Origin of the sequence: Pseudomonas sp. PGPR40 (assembly GCF_022014505.1) — a bacterium.
GTDB lineage: Bacteria > Pseudomonadota > Gammaproteobacteria > Pseudomonadales > Pseudomonadaceae > Aquipseudomonas.
Genome location: NZ_JAKLSP010000052.1, coordinates 1 through 22,076, shown reverse-complemented (window position 1 = coordinate 22,076; position 22,076 = coordinate 1). Strand labels below are relative to the sequence as shown.

Here is a 22,076-nt window from a genome sequence, read left to right as displayed (position 1 = left end):
GATCATCTTGTGCATGCAGATGAAAGGTGTGTTTTCCCAGGTCGATGGCGGCAATAGCTACTTTCATGGCAACGGTCTCCGATAGGCCCCCTGCGAAAGCTTAGTGGGCAATCGCAGGGGGCCGGGGTTTAGCTGTCAGACCGTGTCATCGTTCTTCGCGAGCAAGCCCGCTCCACAGTTGACCGCGTTTAGACAGGCAACGCCGATCAAATAATGTGGGAGCGGGCTTGCTCGCGAAAGCGTCAGATCAGACAACACTCACCTTACGGCCCAGCACCGTCGTCCAGCGCTCGGAAAGAATCACCCCACCCAACGTCAACACCCCACCCACCAGGTGATACAGCGCCAACTGCTCATGCAGCACCACCGCCGCAATCAGCGCCGTAATCAACGGCAGCAAATTGAAAAACAGCGTGGTCCGGCTCGGCCCCAGACGCACCACGGCCTGCATCCACGCCAACGGCGCAAGCATCGAGGCCAGCAGGCAGGCGTAGAGCACCAGCGGAATGTTCTGCAGGGTCGGGCCGATTTTCGGTGAGGCGAGAAACAGCGGAAACAGCACCACCACCGCGACCAACACCTGCAAATACAACAACACCAGCGGCGGCAAACGTAGCTGCCACTTTTTCAGTAGGGTGCTGTAAATCGCATACGCCAGCGTGGCGATCAGCATCATCGCGTCACCCAGGTTCACCCCGTGCTCCAGCAACGCGGCAAGGCTGCCGGACGACACCACCACCAAGACTCCCGCAAACGACAACACCGCGCCGGCCAGTGCGCCGGCGGTCAGGCGTTGGCCGAGGCTGACAATCGCCATGGCCAGCGACATCAACGGCATCAGCGACAGAATGATCCCCATGTTGGTGGCTGAGGTCAGCGTCGCGGCGAAGTAGGCCAGGCTTTGATAAACCGCCATACCGAGCACGCCGAGGATGAAAATCCTGCCCAGGTTCGGGCGGATCAACGGCCAGTGGGCGATCACCGGTTTAAGCATGAAAGGCGTGAACAGGATTGCGGCCAGCAACCAGCGGTAGAAGCCGATTTCGGCGGGAAAGATCGCGCCGACCGCGAGTTTGTTGATCACGGTGTTGCCGGCCCAAATGAAAATGGCCAGCAGGGGATAAGCGTATTGCATCGGGAAAAACCAGAACGTTAATGAAGGGTGATTATCCGCTTGTCTGTATCAATGCCTATACTGCGATCCAGACAATTTGCCTCTGATTGCGGTTTCTGGCGGCGATCGAGGCGCTGGACAGCCAGCGCAGCATTCAGGAAATCGCCTTCGACATGGGCTACAGCACCGGCTCGGCATTCATCGCGATGTTTCAGCGTCAGGCCGGGTGCACACCTGAGCAATATCGACGCAGCCACCTCGATAGCAGGTGAACGTGTAACAGGCTTTGTCTACACTCCGAAACAAGGCCGCATCCATCGGTGCGGTAACAAGGAGAAGACTCCATGAAGATGTTGCGTGCCCCATTGTTGATGGTCGGTTTGCTGCTCTGCTCCCAAGGTTTCGCCGCCACTGCCCAGCAGAATAAAATGACTACCTGCAATGCTGACGCTACCGCAAAAAGCCTCAAGGGCGACGAGCGCAAAGCCTTCATGAGCACCTGCCTCAAAGCCGCGCCGGCCGCCGATGCCGCCAAGCCCCTGACCCCTCAACAAGAAAAGATGAAGACCTGCAACGCGACCGCTGCCACCCAGGCCCTCACGGGTGATGCGCGCCAAACCTTCATGAGCGAATGCCTGAAGAAAAAATAAGCATTGTGGGAGCGAGCCTGCTCGCGATGCAGGCGACTCAATATCACGGAGGACCGCGGTGATGCTATCGCGAGCAGGCTCGCTCCCACAGGTTCGTGTGTGCTCGCTTCGGCGCCGGAACGCTGGCAGACTGCCAATCCTTTTACGTCGTTCGTTTTGAGGCTGTATGTCAGCGTTTTCTCAGCGTCAGGTCTTGTTGTTCATCAGCTGGGTCATCATTTTTGGTGGTTTGCTGTTGGTGCTACCTCTGCGATTGCTGCCCAGCCTGCTGGCCGGGTTGTTGGTGTTCGAACTGGTCAACATGCTCACGCCGCAATTGCAGCGGCTGATCGAAGGCCGCCGTGCGCGCTGGTTGGCGGTGGCGTTGCTGGGGACATTGGTGGTCAGCGTGCTGGCGCTGATCTTTGCCGGTGCGATCAGTTTTCTGCTGCACGAGGCGGAAAACCCTGGCGCTTCTCTCGATAAATTCATGGTCGTGGTCGACCGCGCGCGCGGGCAGTTGCCGCCGTTCATCGACGCTTATTTGCCGGCCAGTGCCGCTGAGTTTCGCGTGGCCATCGGCGAGTGGATGAGCAAGCATCTCAGTGACTTGCAACTGGTGGGCAAGGACGCGGCGCACATGTTCGTGACGCTGCTGATCGGCATGGTGCTGGGGGCGATCATCGCATTGCAGCGAGCGCCGGACGTGACCAAGCGCAAGCCCTTGGCCGCGGCGCTGTTCGACCGTTTGCACCTGTTGGTCCAGGCGTTTCGCAACATCGTTTTTGCCCAGATCAAGATTTCCCTGCTCAACACCTTCTTCACCGGGATTTTCCTCGCGGTGGTCCTGCCGATGTTCGGGATCAAGTTGCCGCTGACCAAAACCCTGATCGTGCTGACCTTCCTGCTCGGCTTGTTGCCGGTGATCGGCAACCTGATGTCGAACACCTTGATCACCATCGTCGGCTTGTCGTTGTCGATCTGGGTGGCGGTGGCGGCGTTGGGTTACCTGATTGTTATCCACAAACTCGAATACTTCCTCAACGCGCGCATCGTCGGCGGGCAGATCAGTGCCAAGTCGTGGGAGTTGTTGCTGGCAATGCTGGTGTTCGAAGCCGCGTTCGGCCTGCCGGGGGTGGTGGCGGGGCCGATTTATTACGCGTATCTGAAGAGTGAGTTGAAGCAGGTGGGGATGGTGTAACCCCGCCCGATCGTTCCCACGCTCTGCGTGGGAATGCATCCCGTGACGCTCCGCGTCACAGCCTCAACAGCAGACGCAGAGCGTCAATGGCGGCATTCCCACGCAGAGCGTGGGAACGATCAATCAGGTCAATCCATCGGGCCGTAACGCTTGGCCGCCTCGATCGCCAAACCACTGCCGATGCTGCCGAAGATGTTCCCTTCCACATGCCGCGCATTCGGCAACATCGCCGAGACGCTGTTGCGCAGCGCCGGAATCCCGCTCGAACCACCGGTGAAGAACACCGTGTTCACCTGATCGACCCGCACGTTGGCGTCGTTCAGCAACTGGGTCACGCTGTTGCGCACCCGCTCCAGCAGGTTGTCGATGGCCGATTCAAACAGTGCCCGGCTCAGTTCCACGCTCAACCCCGGCTCGATACGATCCAGCGGCACATGGCGGCTGTCGGTGTGGGTCAACTGGATCTTGGTTTCTTCCACTTCCATGGCCAGCCAATGCCCGGCGCGCTGCTCGATCAGCTTGAACAGGCGATCGATGCCGCCGGTGTCTTCGATGTCGTAGCGCATGCTGCCCAGGGCCAGGCTCGACTTCTGTGAGTACACCGAGTTGATGGTGTGCCAGGTCGCCAGGTTCATGTGATGGCTGGTGGGCATGTAGGCGCCACTTTTCATCCGGCTGCCGTAGCCGAACAGCGGCATCAGGCCTTGCAGGCTAAGCTGCTTGTCGAAATCGGTCCCGCCGATGTGCACACCGCCGGTGGCGAGGATGTCGTCGTGACGGTTGTCATGGTTGCGGCGCTCAGGCGACAGGCGCACCAGAGAGAAGTCCGACGTACCACCGCCGATGTCCACAATCAGGACAAGCTCTTCCGTTTCGATGGTCGACTCATAGTCGAACGCTGCGGCAATCGGTTCGAACTGGAACGAGACTTCCTTGAAACCGATCTTGCGGGCCACATCCGCCAAAGTATCTTCAGCTTCCTTGTCGGCCATCGGATCATCGTCGACAAAGAACACCGGACGGCCCAGCACCACCTCTTCGAATTCTCGACCGGCGGCAGCTTCGGCACGGCTCTTGAGCTGGCTGATGAACAGCCCGAGCAGGTCCTTGAACGGCATCGCCGTACCAAGGACGCTGGTGTCGTGCTTGATCAGTTTGGAACCCAGCAGGCTCTTGAGCGAGCGCATCAGCCGGCCTTCGTAGCCTTCCAGGTACTCGTGCAGCGCCAGTCGGCCGTACACCGGGCGGCGTTCTTCCATATTGAAGAAGACCACCGAGGGCAGGGTGATCTTGTCGTCCTCCAGCGCGATCAGCGTTTCCATGCCGGGACGCAGCCAGCCGACAGTGGAGTTGGACGTGCCGAAGTCGATACCACAGGCACGGGCTGGAGATGCGTTTTTCATGTCTTTCAAGTTCCGGTTAAAAAACGGCCGCGCAGTGTATGCCAGTGCGGCGCAGATTCGAAGGCCGACTATCCGTTAAATTGCAGTGATCAGCGCTTGAAAGATGCCCTATCACCCCCAAACTTCCCTGCACAGGCTTTGGTACCTTGGGGCGACTGCAAGAACCGCGCCCTGCTGCCGATAAACTTCTGATGCGCTGCCCGGTCACAACTTTGAGATCGGTCAATCCAGATGCTGCAAACATGAGCAGGCTGGGCCGAGCGGCGCGATTTCGATAATGGATGGTGATTCCCTCGATGGACTTCAAAGACTATTACAAGATACTCGGCGTGGAGCCGACCGCGGACGATAAGGCGATCAAGGCCGCCTATCGAAAGCTGGCGCGCAAATACCACCCCGATGTCAGCAAGGAAAAGGACGCCGAGTCCAAGTTCAAGGATGCGTCGGAAGCCTATGAAGCGCTGAAAAGCGCCGACAAGCGCGCCGAATACGACGACTTGCGCAAATACGGCCACCACGGTCAGCCCTTTCAGGGCCCGCCGGGTTGGCAGAGCCGCGGTGGTTTCGGTGGTGGTGGTCAGGACACGGGCGATTTCTCGGACTTCTTCAGTTCGATTTTCGGCAACCGTGGTCCGGGTTTCGATGGTGGTGGGCGGTCAGGTCGAAGTGCCGGGCGTCGAGGGCAAGACGTGGAAATGGAATTACCGGTTTTTCTGGAAGAAACCCTCTCGACCGAATCGAAGAAAGTCAGCTTCCAGGTGCCGCATTACAACGCTGCCGGCCAGCATGTCAGCAACACCAGCAAAAGCCTGAACGTGAAAATCCCCGCCGGCGTGACCGACGGCGAACGCATCCGCCTCAAGGGCCAGGGCGCGCCGGGCATCGGTGGCGGGGCCAATGGCGACCTGTACCTGACCATCCGTTTTGCGCCGCACCCCAAATTCGACGTCGAAGGCGAGAACCTGATCATCACCTTGCCGCTGGCCCCGTGGGAGCTGGCGCTGGGGACCGAAGTCGCTGTGCCGACCCTGACCGGCAGGATCAATCTCAAGGTTCCGGCCGGCAGCCAGAATGGCCAACGCATGCGCGCCAAGGGCCATGGTCTGCTGCACAAGGCGGGTCATCGTGGCTACCTGTTCGTGCAGCTCAAGGCAGTGATGCCGAAAAAACTCGACCATGACGTCAAAGAATTGTGGGAAGAACTGGCGAAAAAAGCCGCTTTCGATCCGCGAGAGAATTTTTGATTCAGACATAAGGAGTAGCCAATCATGAGCGACCCCGTGATCGTTCTACTGGACCTGGCAGAATTTTGCGAGGCGACCGAACTGTCGGACGTGCACGTGATCGAGATCGTCGAACACGGCATCCTCGAACCGCAGGGAACTCAGCCCAAGGATTGGCGTTTCACCGATTATGAACTGACGCTGGCCAAACGCGCCGCCAAGCTGCGGCGCGATCTGGAGCTGGAATGGGAAGGCGTCGCCCTGGCGCTGGACCTGCTTGAAGAGGTCCAGCAGTTGCGGGCGGAAAATCGAATGCTCAAGCAGCGGTTGGGGCGGTTGGTGATCGAGTAAGTGTTTTGGTGTTTTTGTATTGGCTGTCAGGTTGCTTTCGCGAGCAGGTGATTGCTGTGAACACAGGATTTGTGAACAGCATGATTCATTGTAGGAGCGAGCTTGCTCGCGATGAACGATAACGCGATCCCCCTGCCTCACCCCGTTCTGGTGAGTACCACCGCCGATAAAAGCAGGCACATTCGTGGTTGTGTGATGCGGTAAATAGATATTTTCGGCACCTGGATTTTCGAATGCCCAAGGCTGTTTTTGTACATTCAACCAACGATTATTTGCGCTTTTGTTCACGGGACAAGCGCATGACCATAGGGCTCCAATCAATGGTTTGAAGGTGTTCAAGACATGCCTGAATTGCAAGGAAGCAATCCAACAGGGTCGTCAAGCCCGGCAACAAAGGAAGACAACGGCGTTCATCACCAACGGATAAAACCGTTGATCCCCAAGGCGATTACCGAAGCACCACGGGCCAGGCTCCTGACGGCGGTGGATATACAGCCGACGTTCCCTGACTGGTATCTGAAAGCCCGACCGGCGGATCGCGCCTATCTCAAGCAACTCATCGACGAGCGCTGGCGCCTGCAAGGGCGGCTGGACGAATTGCTCGGCGATTTGCAGCACGACATCAAGGCTTTTGCCGAGCCGTTGCTCAAAACCCTGTTGCTCTCCAACTTCAACGAGCATGGCAATCCGAACGACCTGCAATTGCGTCTGTATGTGCCGAACAAAATCGCCGGTTTCATTGATAACCAGGTCAGTACCCTCCGTCACTCCACACTGCTCGAAGCGGCGCTGCACAACTTCGAAGAGGATGAAACCGGTGATGATGCGTTTCGCAACGGCTCCGCGGTGTTACGCAAGGACTTTCGTGGCGACCTGCACGAGAACAAGGTCATCACCCCGCAAAAATGGGCGACGTTGTGCCGGCGCCTCGACATAGGCGGGCAATACCAGACCCACATCAAGTCATTGCTCACTCCCGCAGATGCCGATGCCGCTCGCCTGCTCAAGGAGCGTTCGATCGCCAGTGACAAAGCGGCCCTCAAACTGGCGTCGATGACGGCGTATCTGAAGGGTGATATCGGCCTGCACGGTTACGCAACGATCGGCGAATTGATCGACGGCAAGTCTGACATTCTGTGGCATGGCCATCCGCTGCACAGTCATCGTTTGTCGCTAATGGGCTGCCGGATGACCAGCGTTGTGCTGTTCAGTGCGGTGGCCGAACCTATGGCGGTCAAAAAGGCCATTGATGGCCTGATGCCCGATGCGCGTAATCAATGGCTTGATTTCTCCCAACGGGCAACGTCCTCCTTACCCAATGGCTTCGATACCTTTCGCCTGCTCAAGGCTTTTTTCGCCAACGGCCCGAAAGGCGTGATGGAAGAGATGCTGCGCAAGGATGAAATCTACCGTCAGAATCGGCTGAGCGGGCCTCTGATCGCCTGGGTACCGGATGACCCGGATCATCCGCTGAAGGAATATGCCTCGCTCACCGACTTCATGAAAACGCTGATTGGCCAACTGCGTGAAAGTGACTACCAGGAATTTTTCAGTCGTTTTGTCGCACAGAAAGACAAGGCGATTTTTTTCAGCCGGGTCAATGAACGGCTCAAAACCATCACCTGGCAACAGCGCGAACCGCTGGACATGGGGCCATGGTGGCGAGAAACGGCGGTGGAAAACCCTGATGCGCAACCTGTCACTCATCTGATCAGTGACGAGCTGTGGGACCGCCTGTTTCGTGAGCGCCGCGACAAAGCCATCGCCGATGCCCGATTGATCGCGGTGCCGACCGATGACGAAGACGCCAACGCACGCTGGAAACGCCTGAGCGGCTATCTGGACATCGCCTGGAACCTGTTCAACTTTGGCGCAATGCTGGTGCCGGTGCTGGGGCCGGCCATGCTGGGCCTGATGGCCGCGCAATTAATGACGGAGCTGGTCGAGGGCATCGAAGACTGGAGCAAGGGTGACGTCGAAGAGGGCGCGGCGCACATCAACAGTGTCTTGATCAACGGTGCGCAACTGGCCCTGATGTTCATGGGGCACGTGCTGCCCAAAGGCCCCACGCCGATCAGACCATCACCCCTGATCGACAGCCTTAAACCGGTGGAACTGCCCGGCGGAAAAACGCGGCTGATCAAACCCGATCATGCGCCTTATGAGCACCGCCTGACGCTGCCCGAAGCCGCAACGCCCGATGAGCTTGGCGTCATCGAGCATGACGGGCGCAAAGTGCTGTCGCTCGAGGGCAAGCAATTCGTACTCCAGGAGGATCCACTCACCGGACAGCCTCGACTGCAACATCCCAAACGGCCGGATGCCTATCAGCCGAACATTGAGCACAACGGTGCTGGCGCCTGGCGCACGGAATTCGAAAAACCGATGGAATGGGACAAGGGCAAGCTGTTGCGGCGCCTCGGTCCGTCAGTGGAGGGGATCAGTGACGAAGTGCTGGAGCAGGTACGGCATGTCAGCGGTGTCGACGAAGGCGTACTACGTCGTATGCATGTCGAAAATGAGCCGTCGGCGCCCTTGCTCATGGACACGCTGAAGCGCTTCAAGGCTTACGCGGACGCCGACAAGCTCAGTGCGCAAATCCTGAATGGTCAAGTACCGCAGGAACTGTCGGAGAAAGTGACGGGGTTTGTGACTGCATTACATGGCTGGCCGGAATCCAGGGCTCTGGTGCTGGAAGCTGATGCCGCTTCGGGCCGACCATCACTGAGTTTCGGTGCAACTGAGGCTACGCCTGAAAATACCCTCAACATTTCCCGGTCGGATGTTTGCGAAGGCCGCCTGCCGACACGCGTGGTTGATACCCTCAGCGAGGCGCAATTGCAGGACTGGTTCGGCAGTGAAGTTCCTAAAGAACGCTCGGCGCGTATTGCCGAGCTGCAAAAGCGCATTGCCCGCCAGGCACAAGACAGCAAAAAAATACTGTTCGATACGTTGTACGAGGCCCGGGAAACCACCAGCGATGCGCGGATAAACCTGCTGAAGCGGGATTTTCCGGACCTGTCGAACGCCGCCGCGCAAGCCCTGCTGGACGATGCCACTGAAGCCGGGTTGTTGAAATTGACCCACGACAGACGGATCCCGTTGTGCTTGCGTGAAATGGCGCGCAAGTCTGTGTTCGGCCTGCGTTTGAGTCGCGCCTATGAAGGGCTTTATCTGGACGAATTGAGCAATGCCGACACAGGCCGGCTGGTGCTGCATACCCTGGAAAACTGGTCGAAATGGCCAAAGGACATGCGCCTCGACGTCCGTGATTTTTCGTTCACCGGTGCACTGCATGACAGCGTGGGTCCGGTCGATGCCTCGGTGCGCAAAGTGTTGGTCATGCGCGAAGACGGGCACTATGAAACTTTCGACCATGAGGGTGGCCACCTGCAGGGAGCGCAGCTGCGTCAGGCCGTCAAACAAGCGCCGCTGTCACACGACACGTTCTCGAAAACCCTGCTCGATCACCCGATACGCAAGCCCGCTTACGACCCGCAGATCATGCGTTTGCGTGGCGGAATGCGCGCTTACAGGATGTACCCACAAGACACGGATCTTTCGCGAATTCGCACAAGATCACTCTATCCAGACCTGGATGACAGTCAGGTACAAGCGTTACTGAACGAATTGGGTGACTTGGCCGACCAGCGACTGACTACGCTGGAAATCGAGTTCAACCGCCTGAATGAATCAATGCAGCGTTGGGTCAATCAACCGGCCCCATCCTGGCTTTCTAGGGCCGATGGCATCTCGGCGTGGAAATCCAGAAACGATATCTACGTGAAACTCCGTCGCTGCTGGCAGCGCACCGGGCCGCCGGGCGTTGAGGCACCCGGCATCGTGGCGCCGCAAGCATTGAACCTGGATGGTTTTCCTCTGGACAGGCATTTGGCGACGATGCCTGAACTGGCAGCCAATTTTGATCATGTCACCGAACTCAGCCTGAACAATGTACGACTGCGTGATGAGCATGTCCGATTCCTGCGGCCATTTCGGCAATTGCGGCAATTGAAAATGACGCAAAACGGTTTGACCGTGTTTCCTCAAGAGATCGGCAACATGCGCCGGCTGACTCATCTGCTGCTCAACGATAACAACATCTCCCTGGACAGCGAGGGGACCGCCCACCTCAGAGGACTGACCCGCTTGCGCCTGTTGCGCCTGAATAACAATCCATTGCGCTTGCCGCCTGATGTCAGTCGTATGCCCAACTTGCAGGCGATTACCCTTGACCATGGCCAGCTCAATACCTGGCCTACGGGTTACCTTGACCGCAATCGCCCGCGCAGCATTTATCTGAACCTTGAGTTCAACAGGCTCACGCACATTCCCGAAGTGGCGCCCGGTTCCTTCCGTGCGGAGTTGCTGGCGCGCACATTATTTACTCGCGATCCGGACTGGATTTCGCCACAGAATCTTGAGCGGATGCGCATGTACATCGAGTCGCTGGGCCTGGACCCTGATCGAGCCTATCCGCCTCGCGGCGTGCTCGACAGTTCCGAATGGGGAGAAGGACTGAGCAATGCAGAGTGGAATGCGAAACAGGAAATCTGGGACAACGTCGAAGACGAGTATGGCTCGCTGCCGTTTTTCAATGAAATCCGGCGACTGACCGAATCCTATGATTTCAAGGCCGACGACAAAACTTATCGTATCGAACTCACCACCAAAGTGTGGCGCATGCTTGAGGCCATGGCCGAAAGAACCGAGCTGCGGGAAAAACTGTTTGCCGAGGCGACCAGCACCACCAACTGTGTCGATGGCGGCACTCAGTTGTTCAATGCCATGGGCGTCGAAGTATTAGTGCACGAGGCCCGTTCATTGGCCAATCCGGGGCTGGTGGAAGCCGAGTTGCTGCAACTGGCGAGGGGCAAGGCGCGTCTGGACGAACTGGGAAGGATTGCCCGCGAGCGTGTCGCTGAGCGCTTGCGGGCCGGAGAAACCTTTTATCGCCCCGGAACGGACGGTGGAACCATCGATGAAGTCGAGGTGCATCTGGCCTACATGACGGATCTGGCGGAGCGCCTGGATCTGCCATGGCAAGCGCGGGGCATGCAGTTTCGGACTATTTCCAAGGTGACCAAGGAGATGATCGAGGCGGCTTGTCAACGTGTGTTGGCTCTGGAAGAAGGCGACTTGCTGACCGAGCGGATTCTTGAGCAACCGATCTGGCAAACCTTCATGGAAACAACCTATCGTCAGGAATTCGATGCCCTCAAGCTAAGGCTGGAAAACGCTGAAGATGAAGAGGTGTTCCAGGCCATCAAGGATCTCGAAAGAACCTTGACCCGACAGGCTCTGAACCGAGCCAGACTGGACAAGGTGAACACCAAAATAGGCAGTTGACCTGCAAGCCCCGAGCGCTCGGCGTCCGGGGCTTCTTTCATTGCTCAGAACAGGAAGTAGCGCTGGGCCATTGGCAAGGTTTCCGCCGGCTCACACCACAGCAATACGCCGTCGGCCTTGACCTGATAAGTTTGAGGATCGACGTCGATCTCTGGCAGGTAATCGTTGTGGATCAGGTCGGTTTTCTGCACGTCGCGACAACCTTTGACCACGGCGATTTTCTTCTTCAGGCCCAAGGCTTCTGGCAGCCCCGCCTCCTGCGCCGCCTGGCTGATGAAGGTCAGGCTGGTGGCGTGCAGCGAGCCGCCGTAACTGGCGAACATCGGTCGGTAATGCACCGGTTGCGGTGTCGGGATCGAAGCGTTGGCGTCGCCCATCAGGCTGGCTGCAATGGCACCGCCCTTGAGAATCAACGTCGGTTTGACCCCGAAAAACGCCGGGCGCCAGAGCACCAGATCGGCCCATTTACCCACTTCGACCGAGCCCACTTCATGGCTGATGCCGTGGGTGATCGCCGGGTTGATGGTGTATTTGGCGATGTAGCGTTTGGCGCGGAAGTTGTCGTTACCTTCGCCATCAGCGGGCAGCGGGCCACGCTGCTTTTTCATTTTGTCGGCGGTCTGCCAGGTGCGCGTGATGACTTCACCGACGCGGCCCATGGCCTGGCTGTCGGAGCTGATCATCGAGAAGGCGCCAAGGTCGTGGAGGATGTCTTCGGCTGCAATCGTCTCGCGGCGGATACGGCTTTCGGCGAAGGCCACGTCTTCGGCAATGCTCGGGTCCAGGTGGTGGCAGACCATCAGCATGTCGAGGTGTTCGTCGATGGTATTGCGGGTGAACGGCCGGGTCGGGTTGGTCGAACTCGGCAGCACGTTGGCGAAACCGCAGGCCTTGATGATGTCCGGGGCATGGCCGCCACCGGCGCCTTCAGTGTGGTAGGTATGGATGGTGCGGCCCTTGAAGGCGGCGAGGGTGGTTTCGACGAAGCCCGATTCGTTGAGGGTGTCGGTATGGATTGCCACCTGCACGTCGTACTGATCGGCGACGTTCAGGCAGTTGTCGATGCTCGCTGGCGTGGTGCCCCAGTCTTCGTGCAACTTCAGGCCAATGGCGCCGGCCTTTACCTGCTCGATCAACGGCTCCGGCAGGCTGGCGTTGCCCTTGCCGGTGAAGCCGATGTTCATCGGGAAGGCATCGGCGGCCTGGAGCATGCGCGCCAGGTGCCATGGACCGGAGGTGCAAGTGGTGGCGTTGGTACCGGTGGCCGGCCCGGTGCCGCCGCCGATCATGGTGGTGACGCCACTCATCAGCGCCTCTTCGATCTGCTGCGGGCAGATGAAGTGGATGTGGGTGTCGATGCCGCCGGCGGTGAGGATCATGCCTTCACCGGCGATCACTTCAGTGCTGGCGCCGACCGCGATGGTGACGTTGGGCTGGATGTCCGGGTTGCCGGCCTTGCCGATCGCGGCGATACGCCCGTCCTTGAGGCCGACGTCGGCTTTGACGATGCCCCAGTGGTCGATGATCAGCGCGTTGGTGATCAGCGTGTCGACCACTTCCGCGGCCAGTAACTGGCTTTGGCCCTGGCCATCGCGAATGACTTTGCCGCCGCCGAATTTCACTTCTTCGCCGTAGGTGGTGAAGTCCTGTTCCACTTCGATCCACAGCTCGGTATCGGCCAGACGGACCTTGTCACCGACGGTGGGGCCGAACATGTCGGCGTAGGCTTGTCTTGAGATTTTCATGCGCTTGCCTTGGGATTCAATTGTGTTTGAGACCGCTCGCATAGCTCGCTATCGCGGGCAAGCCTCGCTCCTACATGATCGTCCCCACGCTCTGCGTGGGAATGCCGCCATGGACGCTCTGCGTCCGCTGTTATGTGACGCGGAGCGTCACGGGATGCATTCCCACGCAGAGCGTGGGAACGATCAGTCAGTCGAGGTCGCCCATGATCCGCCCGGCAAAGCCGAACACCCGGCGATGCCCGGCCAGGTCCACCAACTCGACCTCGCGGCTCTGCCCCGGTTCGAAGCGCACGGCGGTGCCGGCGGGGATGTTCAGGCGCATGCCGCGGCTGGCGGCGCGGTCGAAGGTCAGGGCGTCGTTGGTTTCGAAGAAGTGATAGTGCGAGCCGACCTGGATCGGCCGGTCACCGCTGTTGGCCACCTTCAGGCTGAGGGTGCGGCGGCCGACGTTGAGTTCGATGTCGCCGGGCTGGATCTGGTATTCACCGGGAATCATCAATGGGCTCCTTGGAGAATCTTGTAGTAAAGGGCGGTCGGTTTGTAGAGGCCGTTCGGGTCGCAGGCGTAGTCGGGGATTTCGCCAGCGCGGGTGTAGCCCATCGCCTTGTAGAAGTCTTCGGCGGGGGAGCCGGCCTCGGTGTCGAGGTAGAGCATGCCGCGCTTGTGCTGGCGGGCGGCGAGCTCAACGGCATGCATCATCTGTTGGCCCAGCCCGCGACGGCGGGCGTGTTCACGCACCAGTAGTTTCTGCACTTCGGCGCGATTCAGCCCATTGGCTTTCTGGCACAGCGTCAGTTGCACACTGGCCTGCACCTGTTCGTCCTTGACCACCACCCAGAGCAGCACGTTGCCTTTGTTCAGGTTCTCCTGGACATCATCGAAATAAGCTCGGGCCTGGGTCGCATCCAGATCCGCCATGAACCCGACACTGGCGCCATAGCCGACGGCATCGAGCAGCAAATCAATCAAACCCTGACGATAGTGCGCAAAGCTTTCAACATTGACGCGGCGCAGTTGGGCGGCGTTCATGGGTATCACTCCTTGTGGGGACCGGATGGCATTGCGCCCGGGTCGAGGATCAGTTGCATGAAGGTCAGGTCCAGCCAGCGGCCGAACTTGGTACCCACCTGTGGCATTTGGCCGGTGACGACGAAACCGGTACGGTCGTGCAGCCGAATCGAGGCGCCGTTACCGCTTTCGATGGCGGCGACCATCACGTGTTTGTTGCAGCCTTTGGCGCGTCCGATCAGCGCTTCCATCAGTTGCGGGCCGAGGCCGTTGCCACGCTGGTCGTTGCGTACGTACACCGAGTGCTCGACCGTGTGGCGGAACCCATCGAACGGGCGCCAGTCACCGAATGAAGCGTAGCCGAGTACGCTGTTGTCGCCGTCGACGATTACCAGGATCGGATAGCCCTGGTCTTGCCGGGCGCTGAACCAGGCCTGGCGGTTGCCCAGGTCCACGGCCTGTTCGTTCCAGATCGCCGTGGTGTGGAGCACGGCGTCGTTGTAGATGTCGCGGATCGCTGGCAGGTCGGCGAGCGACGCATCGCGGATGTGGTAAGTCATGGCGCGGCCTCAGACGATCGGTTGGTGGACGGTGACCAGTTTGGTGCCGTCGGGAAACGTCGCCTCGACCTGGATCTCCGGGATCATTTCCGCAATGCCTTCCATCACTTGTTCGCGGCTGAGCAGGGTGGTGCCGTAATGCATCAGCTCGGCCACGGTCTGGCCATCACGCGCGCCTTCGAGCAGCGCCGCGGAAATATAGGCCATGGCCTCCGGGTAATTGAGTTTCACGCCGCGAGCCAAACGCCGCTCGGCCACGAGGCCGGCAGTGAAGATCAACAACTTGTCTTTTTCGCGTGGGGTCAGGTCCATCGTTTGGAATCCATCTGGGCAGATAAAAAGGTATGCGGATTTGTGAATAAATGACCTGTGGGAGCGGGCTTGCTCGCGAAAGCGGTGTGTCATTCGACAATGATGCTGACTGACCCACCGCCTTCGCGAGCAAGCCCGCTCCCACATTGAATCGCATTTCAGGTACTCCAGATTCGCGGTGGCATGGCCTCGCGGCCCAATAGCGCCGGGCGCAATATCCGCCACAAATCGATCAGCCAACCACGGGCCAACAGCGCTTCACTGGCCAGGCATCGGGCGACCAAAAGCCCCGGTAATTGCGTCAGATCTCCACGCACCTCATTGGGCCGCGAGCGGCAACGCTCCAGTAAATCGCTATCGATCTCTCCGGTCACCAGCAACGTCGCAAACACCGGTTGGCCATCCAGCCCGATCGGCGAATCCAGCAAACCATCATTCCCGACAATGCGCTGGCGTTCGTGCCAGAGCAACTGGCCGTCGCGGCGAATATCCAGGTGCGCCTGAAAATGCCCGAGGTCAAAGCGCTCGCCACTGGCCGGGCGGCCCAGCGCCACCACGTCCCAGTAGAACAGCCGCGCATTGCCCTCAAGGTCAATGCTGGTGCTGAGTTCCGCCTGAGCGTCGCTGAAGATGATCGTCTCTTGCGGCAGCCATTCCAACGTAGCACCGGCGGCCACGCGCAGGTCGAGTTTCTGATAAGCCGGCCCGGCCGCGCGATACCACTTGGCGGCGCCGGGGCTGGTGATTTGCGCCCAGGCGTGCGTGCCGACGTTGGCCGAGATGTCCAGCCGATCACCACCGGCAATCCCGCCCGGCGGGTGGACGATGATGTGCTGACACACCTCGGGGCCTTCGGCATACAAATGCTTTTGTACCCGCAACGGACCTTTGTGGCGACGCTGCACCGGGCGTGTGCTGTCGCCAAAACGGGCGTAGCCGAGTTCCAGCTCGGCATGCCAGCTTGGGGTGAACAGCGTGATGGGGGCAGGTAAATTCATATCGTCTAATTATCGTCAGGAGGCTGCAGGTTAGATCGTAACCAGTCCACGGACACCTTCGGCTTCCATATTTTCGCCGCGACCCTGCTGCACGATCTCGCCCCGGGACATCACCAGGTACTGATCGGCCAGTTCGGCGGCGAAATCGTAGAACTGCTCCACCAGCAAAATCGCCATGTCGCCACGCGCCGCGAGTTTTTTGATCACCGCGCCGATTTCCTTGATCACCGACGGCTGAATACCTTCGGTGGGTTCGTCGAGAATCAGCAGCCGTGGACGGCTGGCCAGTGCTCTGCCGATCGCCAGTTGCTGTTGCTGACCACCGGACAAGTCACCGCCACGCCGTTGCTTCATTTGCAGCAGTACCGGGAATAGCTCGTAGATGAACGCCGGGACTTCCTTCGCTTCAGAACCGGGAAACCGTGACAGGCCCATCAGCAGATTTTCTTCCACGGTCAGGCGGCCGAAGATTTCCCGGCCCTGAGGCACGTAAGCGATGCCGGCCTGCACCCGTTGGTGCGGCTTGAATGTGGTGATCGGTTTGCCTTCCCAGTTCACCGCGCCTTCTTTGGCCGGCAGCAAACCCATCAGGCATTTGAGCAGGGTGGTCTTGCCCACACCGTTGCGCCCGAGCAGGCAAGTAACTTCGCCGACCTTCACCTCAAACGTCAGGCCTCGCAGGATGTGGCTACCGCCGTAGTACTGGTGCAACTTGTCGACTTGCAGCATGTTCAAAATTCCTTCTGTTCCACACAGAACCCTGATGTGATCGTTCCCACGCTCTGCGTGGGAATGCATCCCGTGACGCTCCGCGTCACCCGTGCGCAGGACTTGAGCCCTGCATTGTCAGCGGAACGCGGAGCGTCCCAAGCGGCGTTCCCACGCAGAGCGTGGGAACGATCAAACGATCATGCACATAGGATTCAGCGGCCGAGGTAAACCTCGATCACCCGTTCATTGTCCTGAACCTGTTCCAGCGACCCTTCGGCCAGCACACTGCCTTGGTGCAACACGGTGACGTGATCGGCGATCGAGCCGACGAAGCCCATGTCGTGTTCCACCACCATCAGCGAGTGCTTACCGGCCAGGCTTTTGAACAGCTCGGCGGTGAATTCGGTTTCGGCGTCGGTCATGCCCGCCACTGGTTCGTCGAGCAGCAGCAGTTGCGGGTCTTGCATCAGCAGCATGCCGATTTCCAGAAACTGCTTTTGTCCGTGGGACAACAAACCCGCCGGGCGATTGACCGAGGCGGTCAGGCGAATGGTTTCCAGCACCTCGCTGATGCGATCTTTCTGCTCGCCACTCAAGCGAGCCCGCAAGCTGGCCCACACCGACTTGTCGGTTTTCTGCGCCAGCTCCAGGTTTTCGAACACGCTCAAGGCTTCGAACACCGTCGGCTTCTGGAACTTGCGACCGATACCGGCCTGGGCAATCTGCACTTCGCTCATCTGCGTCAAATCGAGGGTTTCACCGAACCAGGCCTTGCCGTGACTGGGCCGGGTCTTGCCAGTGATCACGTCCATCAGCGTGGTTTTGCCCGCGCCGTTGGGGCCGATGATGCAGCGCAATTCGCCGACGCCGATGTACAGGTTCAGATCGTTCAGCGCCTTGAAACCATCGAAGCTGACGCTGATGTCTTCCAGCGTCAGGATGGTGCCGTGGCGGGTGTTCAGACCGGGGGCGGCGCGCTGGCCGAGGCCGATAGCGTCGCGGCTGCTGCCGGCGTCCTTGTTGGGCTCCACTGGAAAAAAGGCCGGTTCGAGCATGAATTCAGCCGTTGCAGTGACTCTCATTGTTCACCTCTCTTTTTCAGCAGACCGATCACACCTTTGGGCAAGTACAACGTCACGACGATGAACAGCGCGCCGAGGAAGAACAGCCAGTACTCCGGGAGCGCCACGGTGAACCAGCTCTTCATCCCGTTGACCACACCCGCGCCGAGCAGCGGACCGATCAGTGTGCCGCGACCACCCAGCGCTACCCAAACGGCCGCTTCGATGGAGTTGGTCGGCGACATTTCACTCGGGTTGATAATCCCGACTTGCGGCACATACAGCGCGCCGGCCAGGCCACACAGCACCGCACTCAACACCCAGACAAACAGCTTGAATCCGCGCGGGTCGTAGCCACAGAACATCAGACGGTTCTCCGCATCGCGCAACGCGGTCAGCACGCGGCCGAACTTGCTTTGCGCCAGCCGCCAACCGATGAACAGGCTCGTCACCAGCAATACCACCGTGGCGAAAAACAGCACCGCACGCGTCCCCGGTTCAGTGATGCCAAACCCGAGAATGGTGCGGAAGTTGGTGAATCCGTTGTTGCCGCCAAATCCGGTTTCGTTGCGGAAAAACAGCAGCATTCCGGCGAAGGTCAGGGCCTGGGTCATGATCGAGAAATACACGCCCTTGATCCGCGAACGGAAGGCGAAGAAACCGAACACCAATGCGAGCAGCCCCGGCGCCAATACCACCAGGCACATGGCCCAGAGGAAGCTGCTGGTGCCTGTCCAGTACCACGGCAGTTCGGTCCACGACAGGAACGTCATGAACGCCGGCAGACCATCGCCTGAAGCCTGGCGCATCAAGTACATGCCCATGGCATATCCGCCGAGAGCGAAGAACAGACCGTGGCCGAGGGATAACAGGCCGGCGTAACCCCAGACCAGATCAAGGGCCAGGGCGACGATGGCGTAGCAAAGGATTTTGCCCACCAGGGTTAGCGTATAAGCCGAGACATGAAAGATGCTGTCCGCCGGCAACAACGACAGCAATGGCAACGCCAGCAACAGCATGAGAATCAATGCACCGACGGCAATCGTGACCTTGGGGCCGGCCTTTTGTGTGGCCGTGAGCATCAGAGGCTGGTTCATCAGTCGATCACCCGTCCTTTCAGTGCGAAGAGGCCTTGCGGACGTTTCTGGATGAACAGAATGATCAGCGCGAGGATCAGGATTTTGCCCAGCACCGCACCGATCTGCGGCTCGAGGATTTTGTTGGCGATGCCCAGGCCGAAGGCGGCCAATACGCTACCGGCCAACTGGCCGACACCGCCGAGCACCACCACCAGGAATGAGTCGATGATGTAACTCTGGCCGAGATCCGGGCCGACATTGCCGATCTGGCTGAGGGTTACACCGCCAAGGCCAGCAATGCCGGAACCGAGGCCGAAGGCGAGCATGTCAACGCGCCCGGTCGGCACGCCGCAGCACGCGGCCATGTTGCGGTTCTGGGTGACGGCGCGCACGTTCAGACCGAGGCGCGTCTTGTTCAGCAGCAGCCAGGTCAGCACCACCACAAACAAGGCGAACGCGATGATCACGATGCGGTTGTACGGCAGCACCAAATTCGGCAGCACCTGAATCCCGCCCGACAACCACGCCGGGTTGGCCACTTCAACGTTCTGCGCGCCGAACACCAGGCGCACCAACTGAATCAGCATCAGGCTGATGCCCCACGTCGCCAGCAGGGTTTCCAATGGGCGGCCGTAGAGATGACGAATCACCGTGCGCTCCAGCGCCATGCCGATCCCGGCGGTGACGAAAAACGCTACCGGTAAGGCGATCAACGGATAGAACTCAATAGCTTGCGGAGCGAAACGCTGGAACATCAGCTGCACCACGTACGTCGAGTAAGCGCCGAGCATCAGCATCTCGCCGTGGGCCATGTTGATCACGCCGAGCAGGCCGAAGGTGATCGCCAATCCAAGGGCCGCCAGCAGCAGAATCGAGCCGAGGGACATACCGCTGAAGGCCTGCCCAAGCAGCTCGCCGATCAGCAGTTTGCGTTTGACCTGAGCCAGACTGGTTTCGGCGGCGGTGCGCACAGTGGCATCGGCTTCGACGCCGGATTCGAGCAAGCCTTCGAGGCGGGTGCGGGCCAATGGGTCGCCGGTTTCACCGAGCAAGCGCACGGCTGCAAGGCGCACGGCCGGATCGGTATCGACCAGTTGCAGATTGGCCAGCGCCAGGCTCAGGGCGGCGTGGACGGCTTCGTTTTTTTCGCCAGCCAGTTGCTGGTCGAGGAATTTCAGCTGCGCGGGTTTGGCGCTTTTCTGCAATTGCTGCGCAGCTGCCAGTCGGATTTTGGCGTCGGCGGCGAGCAATTGGTGGCTGGCCAAAGCGGTGTCGATCAGACCGCGCAGGCGGTTATTCAGGCGCAGGGTTTTCGGTTGGCCATCGATGGTCAATTCGCCTTGTTGCAGGGCGTTGATCAGTTCGATACGGACCGGATCGGGCTGCGCGGCCCAGTCTTGCAGAAGTTTTGCTTGTTGCACGGGATTGGCCGCGACGAAATCTTTGGCATTGCTGGCGTGGGTGGCCATCGGTAACAGCAGCGCGATGGCGAGGATCAAGCGGTAAAGGGCGGTGGGCATAGCGAGTGTCCTGTATTGATCGTTCCCACGCTCCGCGTGGGAATGCAGCCCGGGACGCTCCGCGTCCCAAAGCGGACGCAGAGCGTCCGTTGAGGCATTCCCACGCAGAGCGTGGGAACGATCAGCCTAAGCGGGGTGAATCAGTTGCTCTTCACCGCATAGTCCGGCTTCTTGTCGTTACCCGAGATAAACGGACTCCACGGCTGGGCGCGAATCGGCCCTTCGGTCTGCCACACCACGTTGAACTGACCGTCGGCCTGAATCTCGCCGATCATCACTGGTTTGTGCAGGTGGTGGTTGGTCTTGTCCATGGTCAATGTGTAACCGGACGGCGCGGCAAAAGTCTGGCCGGCCAAAGCTTCGCGGACTTTGTCGACGTCGATGGACTTGGCTTTCTCGGCTGCTTGCGCCCACATATGGATACCGACATAGGTGGCTTCCATCGGGTCGTTGGTCACCGCTTTATCGGCGCCCGGCAGGTTTTTCTTCTTGGCGTAGGCCTTCCAGTCGGCAACGAACTTCTTGTTCTGCGGGTTCTCGACCGATTCGAAGTAGTTCCACGCCGCGAGGTTGCCCACCAGCGGCTTGGTGTCGATGCCGCGCAGTTCTTCTTCGCCCACGGAGAACGCCACGACCGGAACGTCGGTGGCTTTCAGGCCCTGGTTGGCCAGCTCTTTATAAAACGGCACGTTGGAGTCGCCGTTGACCGTGGAGATGACCGCCGTCTTGCCACCGGCGGAGAATTTTTTGATGTTGGCCACGATGGTTTGATAGTCGCTGTGGCCGAACGGGGTGTAGACCTCTTCGATGTCCTTGTCCGCCACACCTTTGGAGTGCAGGAACGAACGCAGAATCTTGTTGGTGGTGCGTGGGTAGACGTAGTCGGTGCCGAGCAGGAAGTAACGCTTGGCGCTGCCGCCTTCTTCGCTCATCAGGTATTCCACCGCCGGAATCGCCTGCTGGTTGGGAGCCGCGCCGGTGTAGAACACGTTCGGCGACATCTCTTCGCCTTCGTATTGCACCGGATAGAACAGCAGGCCGTTGAGTTCTTCGAACACCGGCAGCACCGATTTACGCGACACCGAGGTCCAGCAACCGAACACCACCGCCACCTTGTCCTGAGTCAGCAACTGCCGGCCCTTTTCGGCGAACAACGGCCAGTTCGACGCCGGGTCGACGACCACCGGTTCGAGCATCTTGCCGTTCACGCCGCCCTTGGCGTTGATTTCGTCGATGGTCATCAACGCCATGTCTTTGAGCGAAGTTTCGGAGATCGCCATGGTGCCGGACAACGAATGCAGAATACCGACCTTGATGGTCTCGGCGGCCTGGACCGTCCAGGCCATGCCCATTGCGGCAATGCTTGCCGATAGTGTGAAAGCCTTGATCAAACTGCGACGCTTCATTGTGCGATCTCCATGAACGTTAACGTTTTTTATGGTTGGCAGATGCGGACGACTGAAGGGTCTTTAGCAAGGGCTGTGCCCGGTCGGGGAAGGGCAAGGAAATGTCGTATTAGAGCGGTTGCGCGGGTTTGGCGGCGCACCATGAAGGATCGCGACTGGCGCACTGGTGCGAAGAGGTGCGCCACATTGGGGCGCAGGCAGTGCAGGCAACACAGATCAACTGTGGGAGCGGGCTTGCTCGCGAAAGCGGTGTGTCAGTCGCCGTGATGTTGGATGTATCACCGCCTTCGCGAGCAAGCCCGCTCCCACATCTATGGTTACCCCCTTTTCTGCAATACTGTTTTTGATGCGTGTTTGGCTTGCTTTCATCTATCCGGCGTCTGAGTGGGGCTGTGGCCCCGCGCCT

Annotated in this window: 18 protein-coding genes and 1 pseudogene; 6 read left to right on the top strand and 13 right to left on the bottom strand. The window is 59.4% G+C overall.

The window, feature by feature from the left end; translation table 11 throughout:
- Positions 1–247: 247 nt before the first annotated feature.
- Entirely contained in the window at positions 248–1,135 is an 888-nt protein-coding gene (locus MEB48_RS28365; RefSeq protein ID WP_237887023.1) for a DMT family transporter, read from the bottom strand.
- An 86-nt stretch (positions 1,136–1,221) separates the two neighbouring features.
- On the opposite strand from MEB48_RS28365, the pseudogene MEB48_RS28360 reads away from it, so the two are divergent.
- The 3 genes and pseudogenes from MEB48_RS28360 to MEB48_RS28350 all read left to right on the top strand — a co-directional run.
- Positions 1,222–1,386, top strand: a pseudogene (locus tag MEB48_RS28360) (helix-turn-helix domain-containing protein); the annotation flags it as partial.
- A gap of 72 nt (positions 1,387–1,458) precedes the next feature.
- Positions 1,459–1,764: a PsiF family protein gene (locus MEB48_RS28355; protein WP_237887022.1), complete on the top strand. Its 306-nt coding sequence runs from the start codon at positions 1,459–1,461 to the stop codon at positions 1,762–1,764.
- A 166-nt stretch (positions 1,765–1,930) separates the two neighbouring features.
- Positions 1,931–2,944, top strand: coding sequence for an AI-2E family transporter (locus MEB48_RS28350; protein WP_008011163.1), 1,014 nt, complete (start codon positions 1,931–1,933; stop codon positions 2,942–2,944).
- A 128-nt stretch (positions 2,945–3,072) separates the two neighbouring features.
- Here the strand turns inward: MEB48_RS28350 and MEB48_RS28345 are convergent, their stop codons facing one another.
- Positions 3,073–4,347, bottom strand: coding sequence for an Hsp70 family protein (locus tag MEB48_RS28345; RefSeq protein WP_237887021.1), 1,275 nt, complete (start codon positions 4,345–4,347; stop codon positions 3,073–3,075).
- A 296-nt stretch (positions 4,348–4,643) separates the two neighbouring features.
- Between MEB48_RS28345 and MEB48_RS28340 the strand changes: the two genes are divergently transcribed.
- The 3 genes from MEB48_RS28340 (at position 4,644) to MEB48_RS28330 (ending at position 11,270) form a co-directional block, all read left to right on the top strand.
- Positions 4,644–5,591 carry a DnaJ C-terminal domain-containing protein gene (locus tag MEB48_RS28340; RefSeq protein ID WP_237887020.1) on the top strand — a complete coding sequence of 316 codons (948 nt, stop codon included), beginning with the start codon at positions 4,644–4,646 and terminating at the stop codon, positions 5,589–5,591.
- A 24-nt stretch (positions 5,592–5,615) separates the two neighbouring features.
- Positions 5,616–5,921: a chaperone modulator CbpM gene (locus MEB48_RS28335; protein WP_237887019.1), complete on the top strand. Its 306-nt coding sequence runs from the start codon at positions 5,616–5,618 to the stop codon at positions 5,919–5,921.
- 342 nt (positions 5,922–6,263) lie between these two features.
- Positions 6,264–11,270: an NEL domain-containing protein gene (locus tag MEB48_RS28330; RefSeq protein ID WP_237887018.1), complete on the top strand. Its 5,007-nt coding sequence runs from the start codon at positions 6,264–6,266 to the stop codon at positions 11,268–11,270.
- Positions 11,271–11,314: 44 nt separating this feature from the next.
- Here the strand turns inward: MEB48_RS28330 and ureC are convergent, their stop codons facing one another.
- From ureC to urtA, 11 genes are all read right to left on the bottom strand, one after another.
- Positions 11,315–13,015 carry an urease subunit alpha gene (gene ureC, locus MEB48_RS28325; RefSeq protein ID WP_237887017.1) on the bottom strand — a complete coding sequence of 567 codons (1,701 nt, stop codon included), beginning with the start codon at positions 13,013–13,015 and terminating at the stop codon, positions 11,315–11,317.
- Positions 13,016–13,202: 187 nt separating this feature from the next.
- Positions 13,203–13,511: an urease subunit beta gene (locus MEB48_RS28320; protein WP_008011171.1), complete on the bottom strand. Its 309-nt coding sequence runs from the start codon at positions 13,509–13,511 to the stop codon at positions 13,203–13,205.
- Positions 13,511–14,044, bottom strand: coding sequence for a GNAT family N-acetyltransferase (locus tag MEB48_RS28315; RefSeq protein ID WP_237887016.1), 534 nt, complete (start codon positions 14,042–14,044; stop codon positions 13,511–13,513). The genes MEB48_RS28320 and MEB48_RS28315 overlap by 1 nt, the downstream gene beginning before the upstream one ends.
- Before the next feature lie 5 nt (positions 14,045–14,049).
- Positions 14,050–14,583 carry a GNAT family N-acetyltransferase gene (locus MEB48_RS28310; RefSeq protein WP_237887015.1) on the bottom strand — a complete coding sequence of 178 codons (534 nt, stop codon included), beginning with the start codon at positions 14,581–14,583 and terminating at the stop codon, positions 14,050–14,052.
- Positions 14,584–14,592: 9 nt separating this feature from the next.
- The gene (ureA, locus tag MEB48_RS28305) at positions 14,593–14,895 is read right to left on the bottom strand and encodes an urease subunit gamma (RefSeq protein ID WP_042608931.1); all 303 of its coding nucleotides are present in this window, start codon (positions 14,893–14,895) and stop codon (positions 14,593–14,595) included.
- Between the two features lie 158 nt (positions 14,896–15,053).
- The gene (locus MEB48_RS28295; protein WP_237887014.1) at positions 15,054–15,893 is read right to left on the bottom strand and encodes an urease accessory protein UreD; all 840 of its coding nucleotides are present in this window, start codon (positions 15,891–15,893) and stop codon (positions 15,054–15,056) included.
- Positions 15,894–15,923: 30 nt separating this feature from the next.
- Entirely contained in the window at positions 15,924–16,622 is a 699-nt protein-coding gene (urtE, locus tag MEB48_RS28290; RefSeq protein ID WP_237887013.1) for an urea ABC transporter ATP-binding subunit UrtE, read from the bottom strand.
- Positions 16,623–16,816: 194 nt separating this feature from the next.
- The gene (urtD, locus tag MEB48_RS28285; protein ID WP_237887012.1) at positions 16,817–17,686 is read right to left on the bottom strand and encodes an urea ABC transporter ATP-binding protein UrtD; all 870 of its coding nucleotides are present in this window, start codon (positions 17,684–17,686) and stop codon (positions 16,817–16,819) included.
- Complete coding sequence (urtC, locus tag MEB48_RS28280) at positions 17,683–18,762, bottom strand: urea ABC transporter permease subunit UrtC (protein WP_237887011.1); 1,080 nt, start codon at positions 18,760–18,762, stop codon at positions 17,683–17,685. Before urtC ends, urtD begins: the two co-directional genes overlap by 4 nt.
- Positions 18,762–20,264, bottom strand: a complete 1,503-nt coding sequence (gene urtB / locus MEB48_RS28275; RefSeq protein ID WP_237887010.1) for an urea ABC transporter permease subunit UrtB — start codon at positions 20,262–20,264, stop codon at positions 18,762–18,764. Before urtB ends, urtC begins: the two co-directional genes overlap by 1 nt.
- 140 nt (positions 20,265–20,404) lie before the next feature.
- Positions 20,405–21,670, bottom strand: coding sequence for an urea ABC transporter substrate-binding protein (urtA, locus tag MEB48_RS28270; RefSeq protein WP_237887009.1), 1,266 nt, complete (start codon positions 21,668–21,670; stop codon positions 20,405–20,407).
- Positions 21,671–22,076 lie beyond the last annotated feature (406 nt).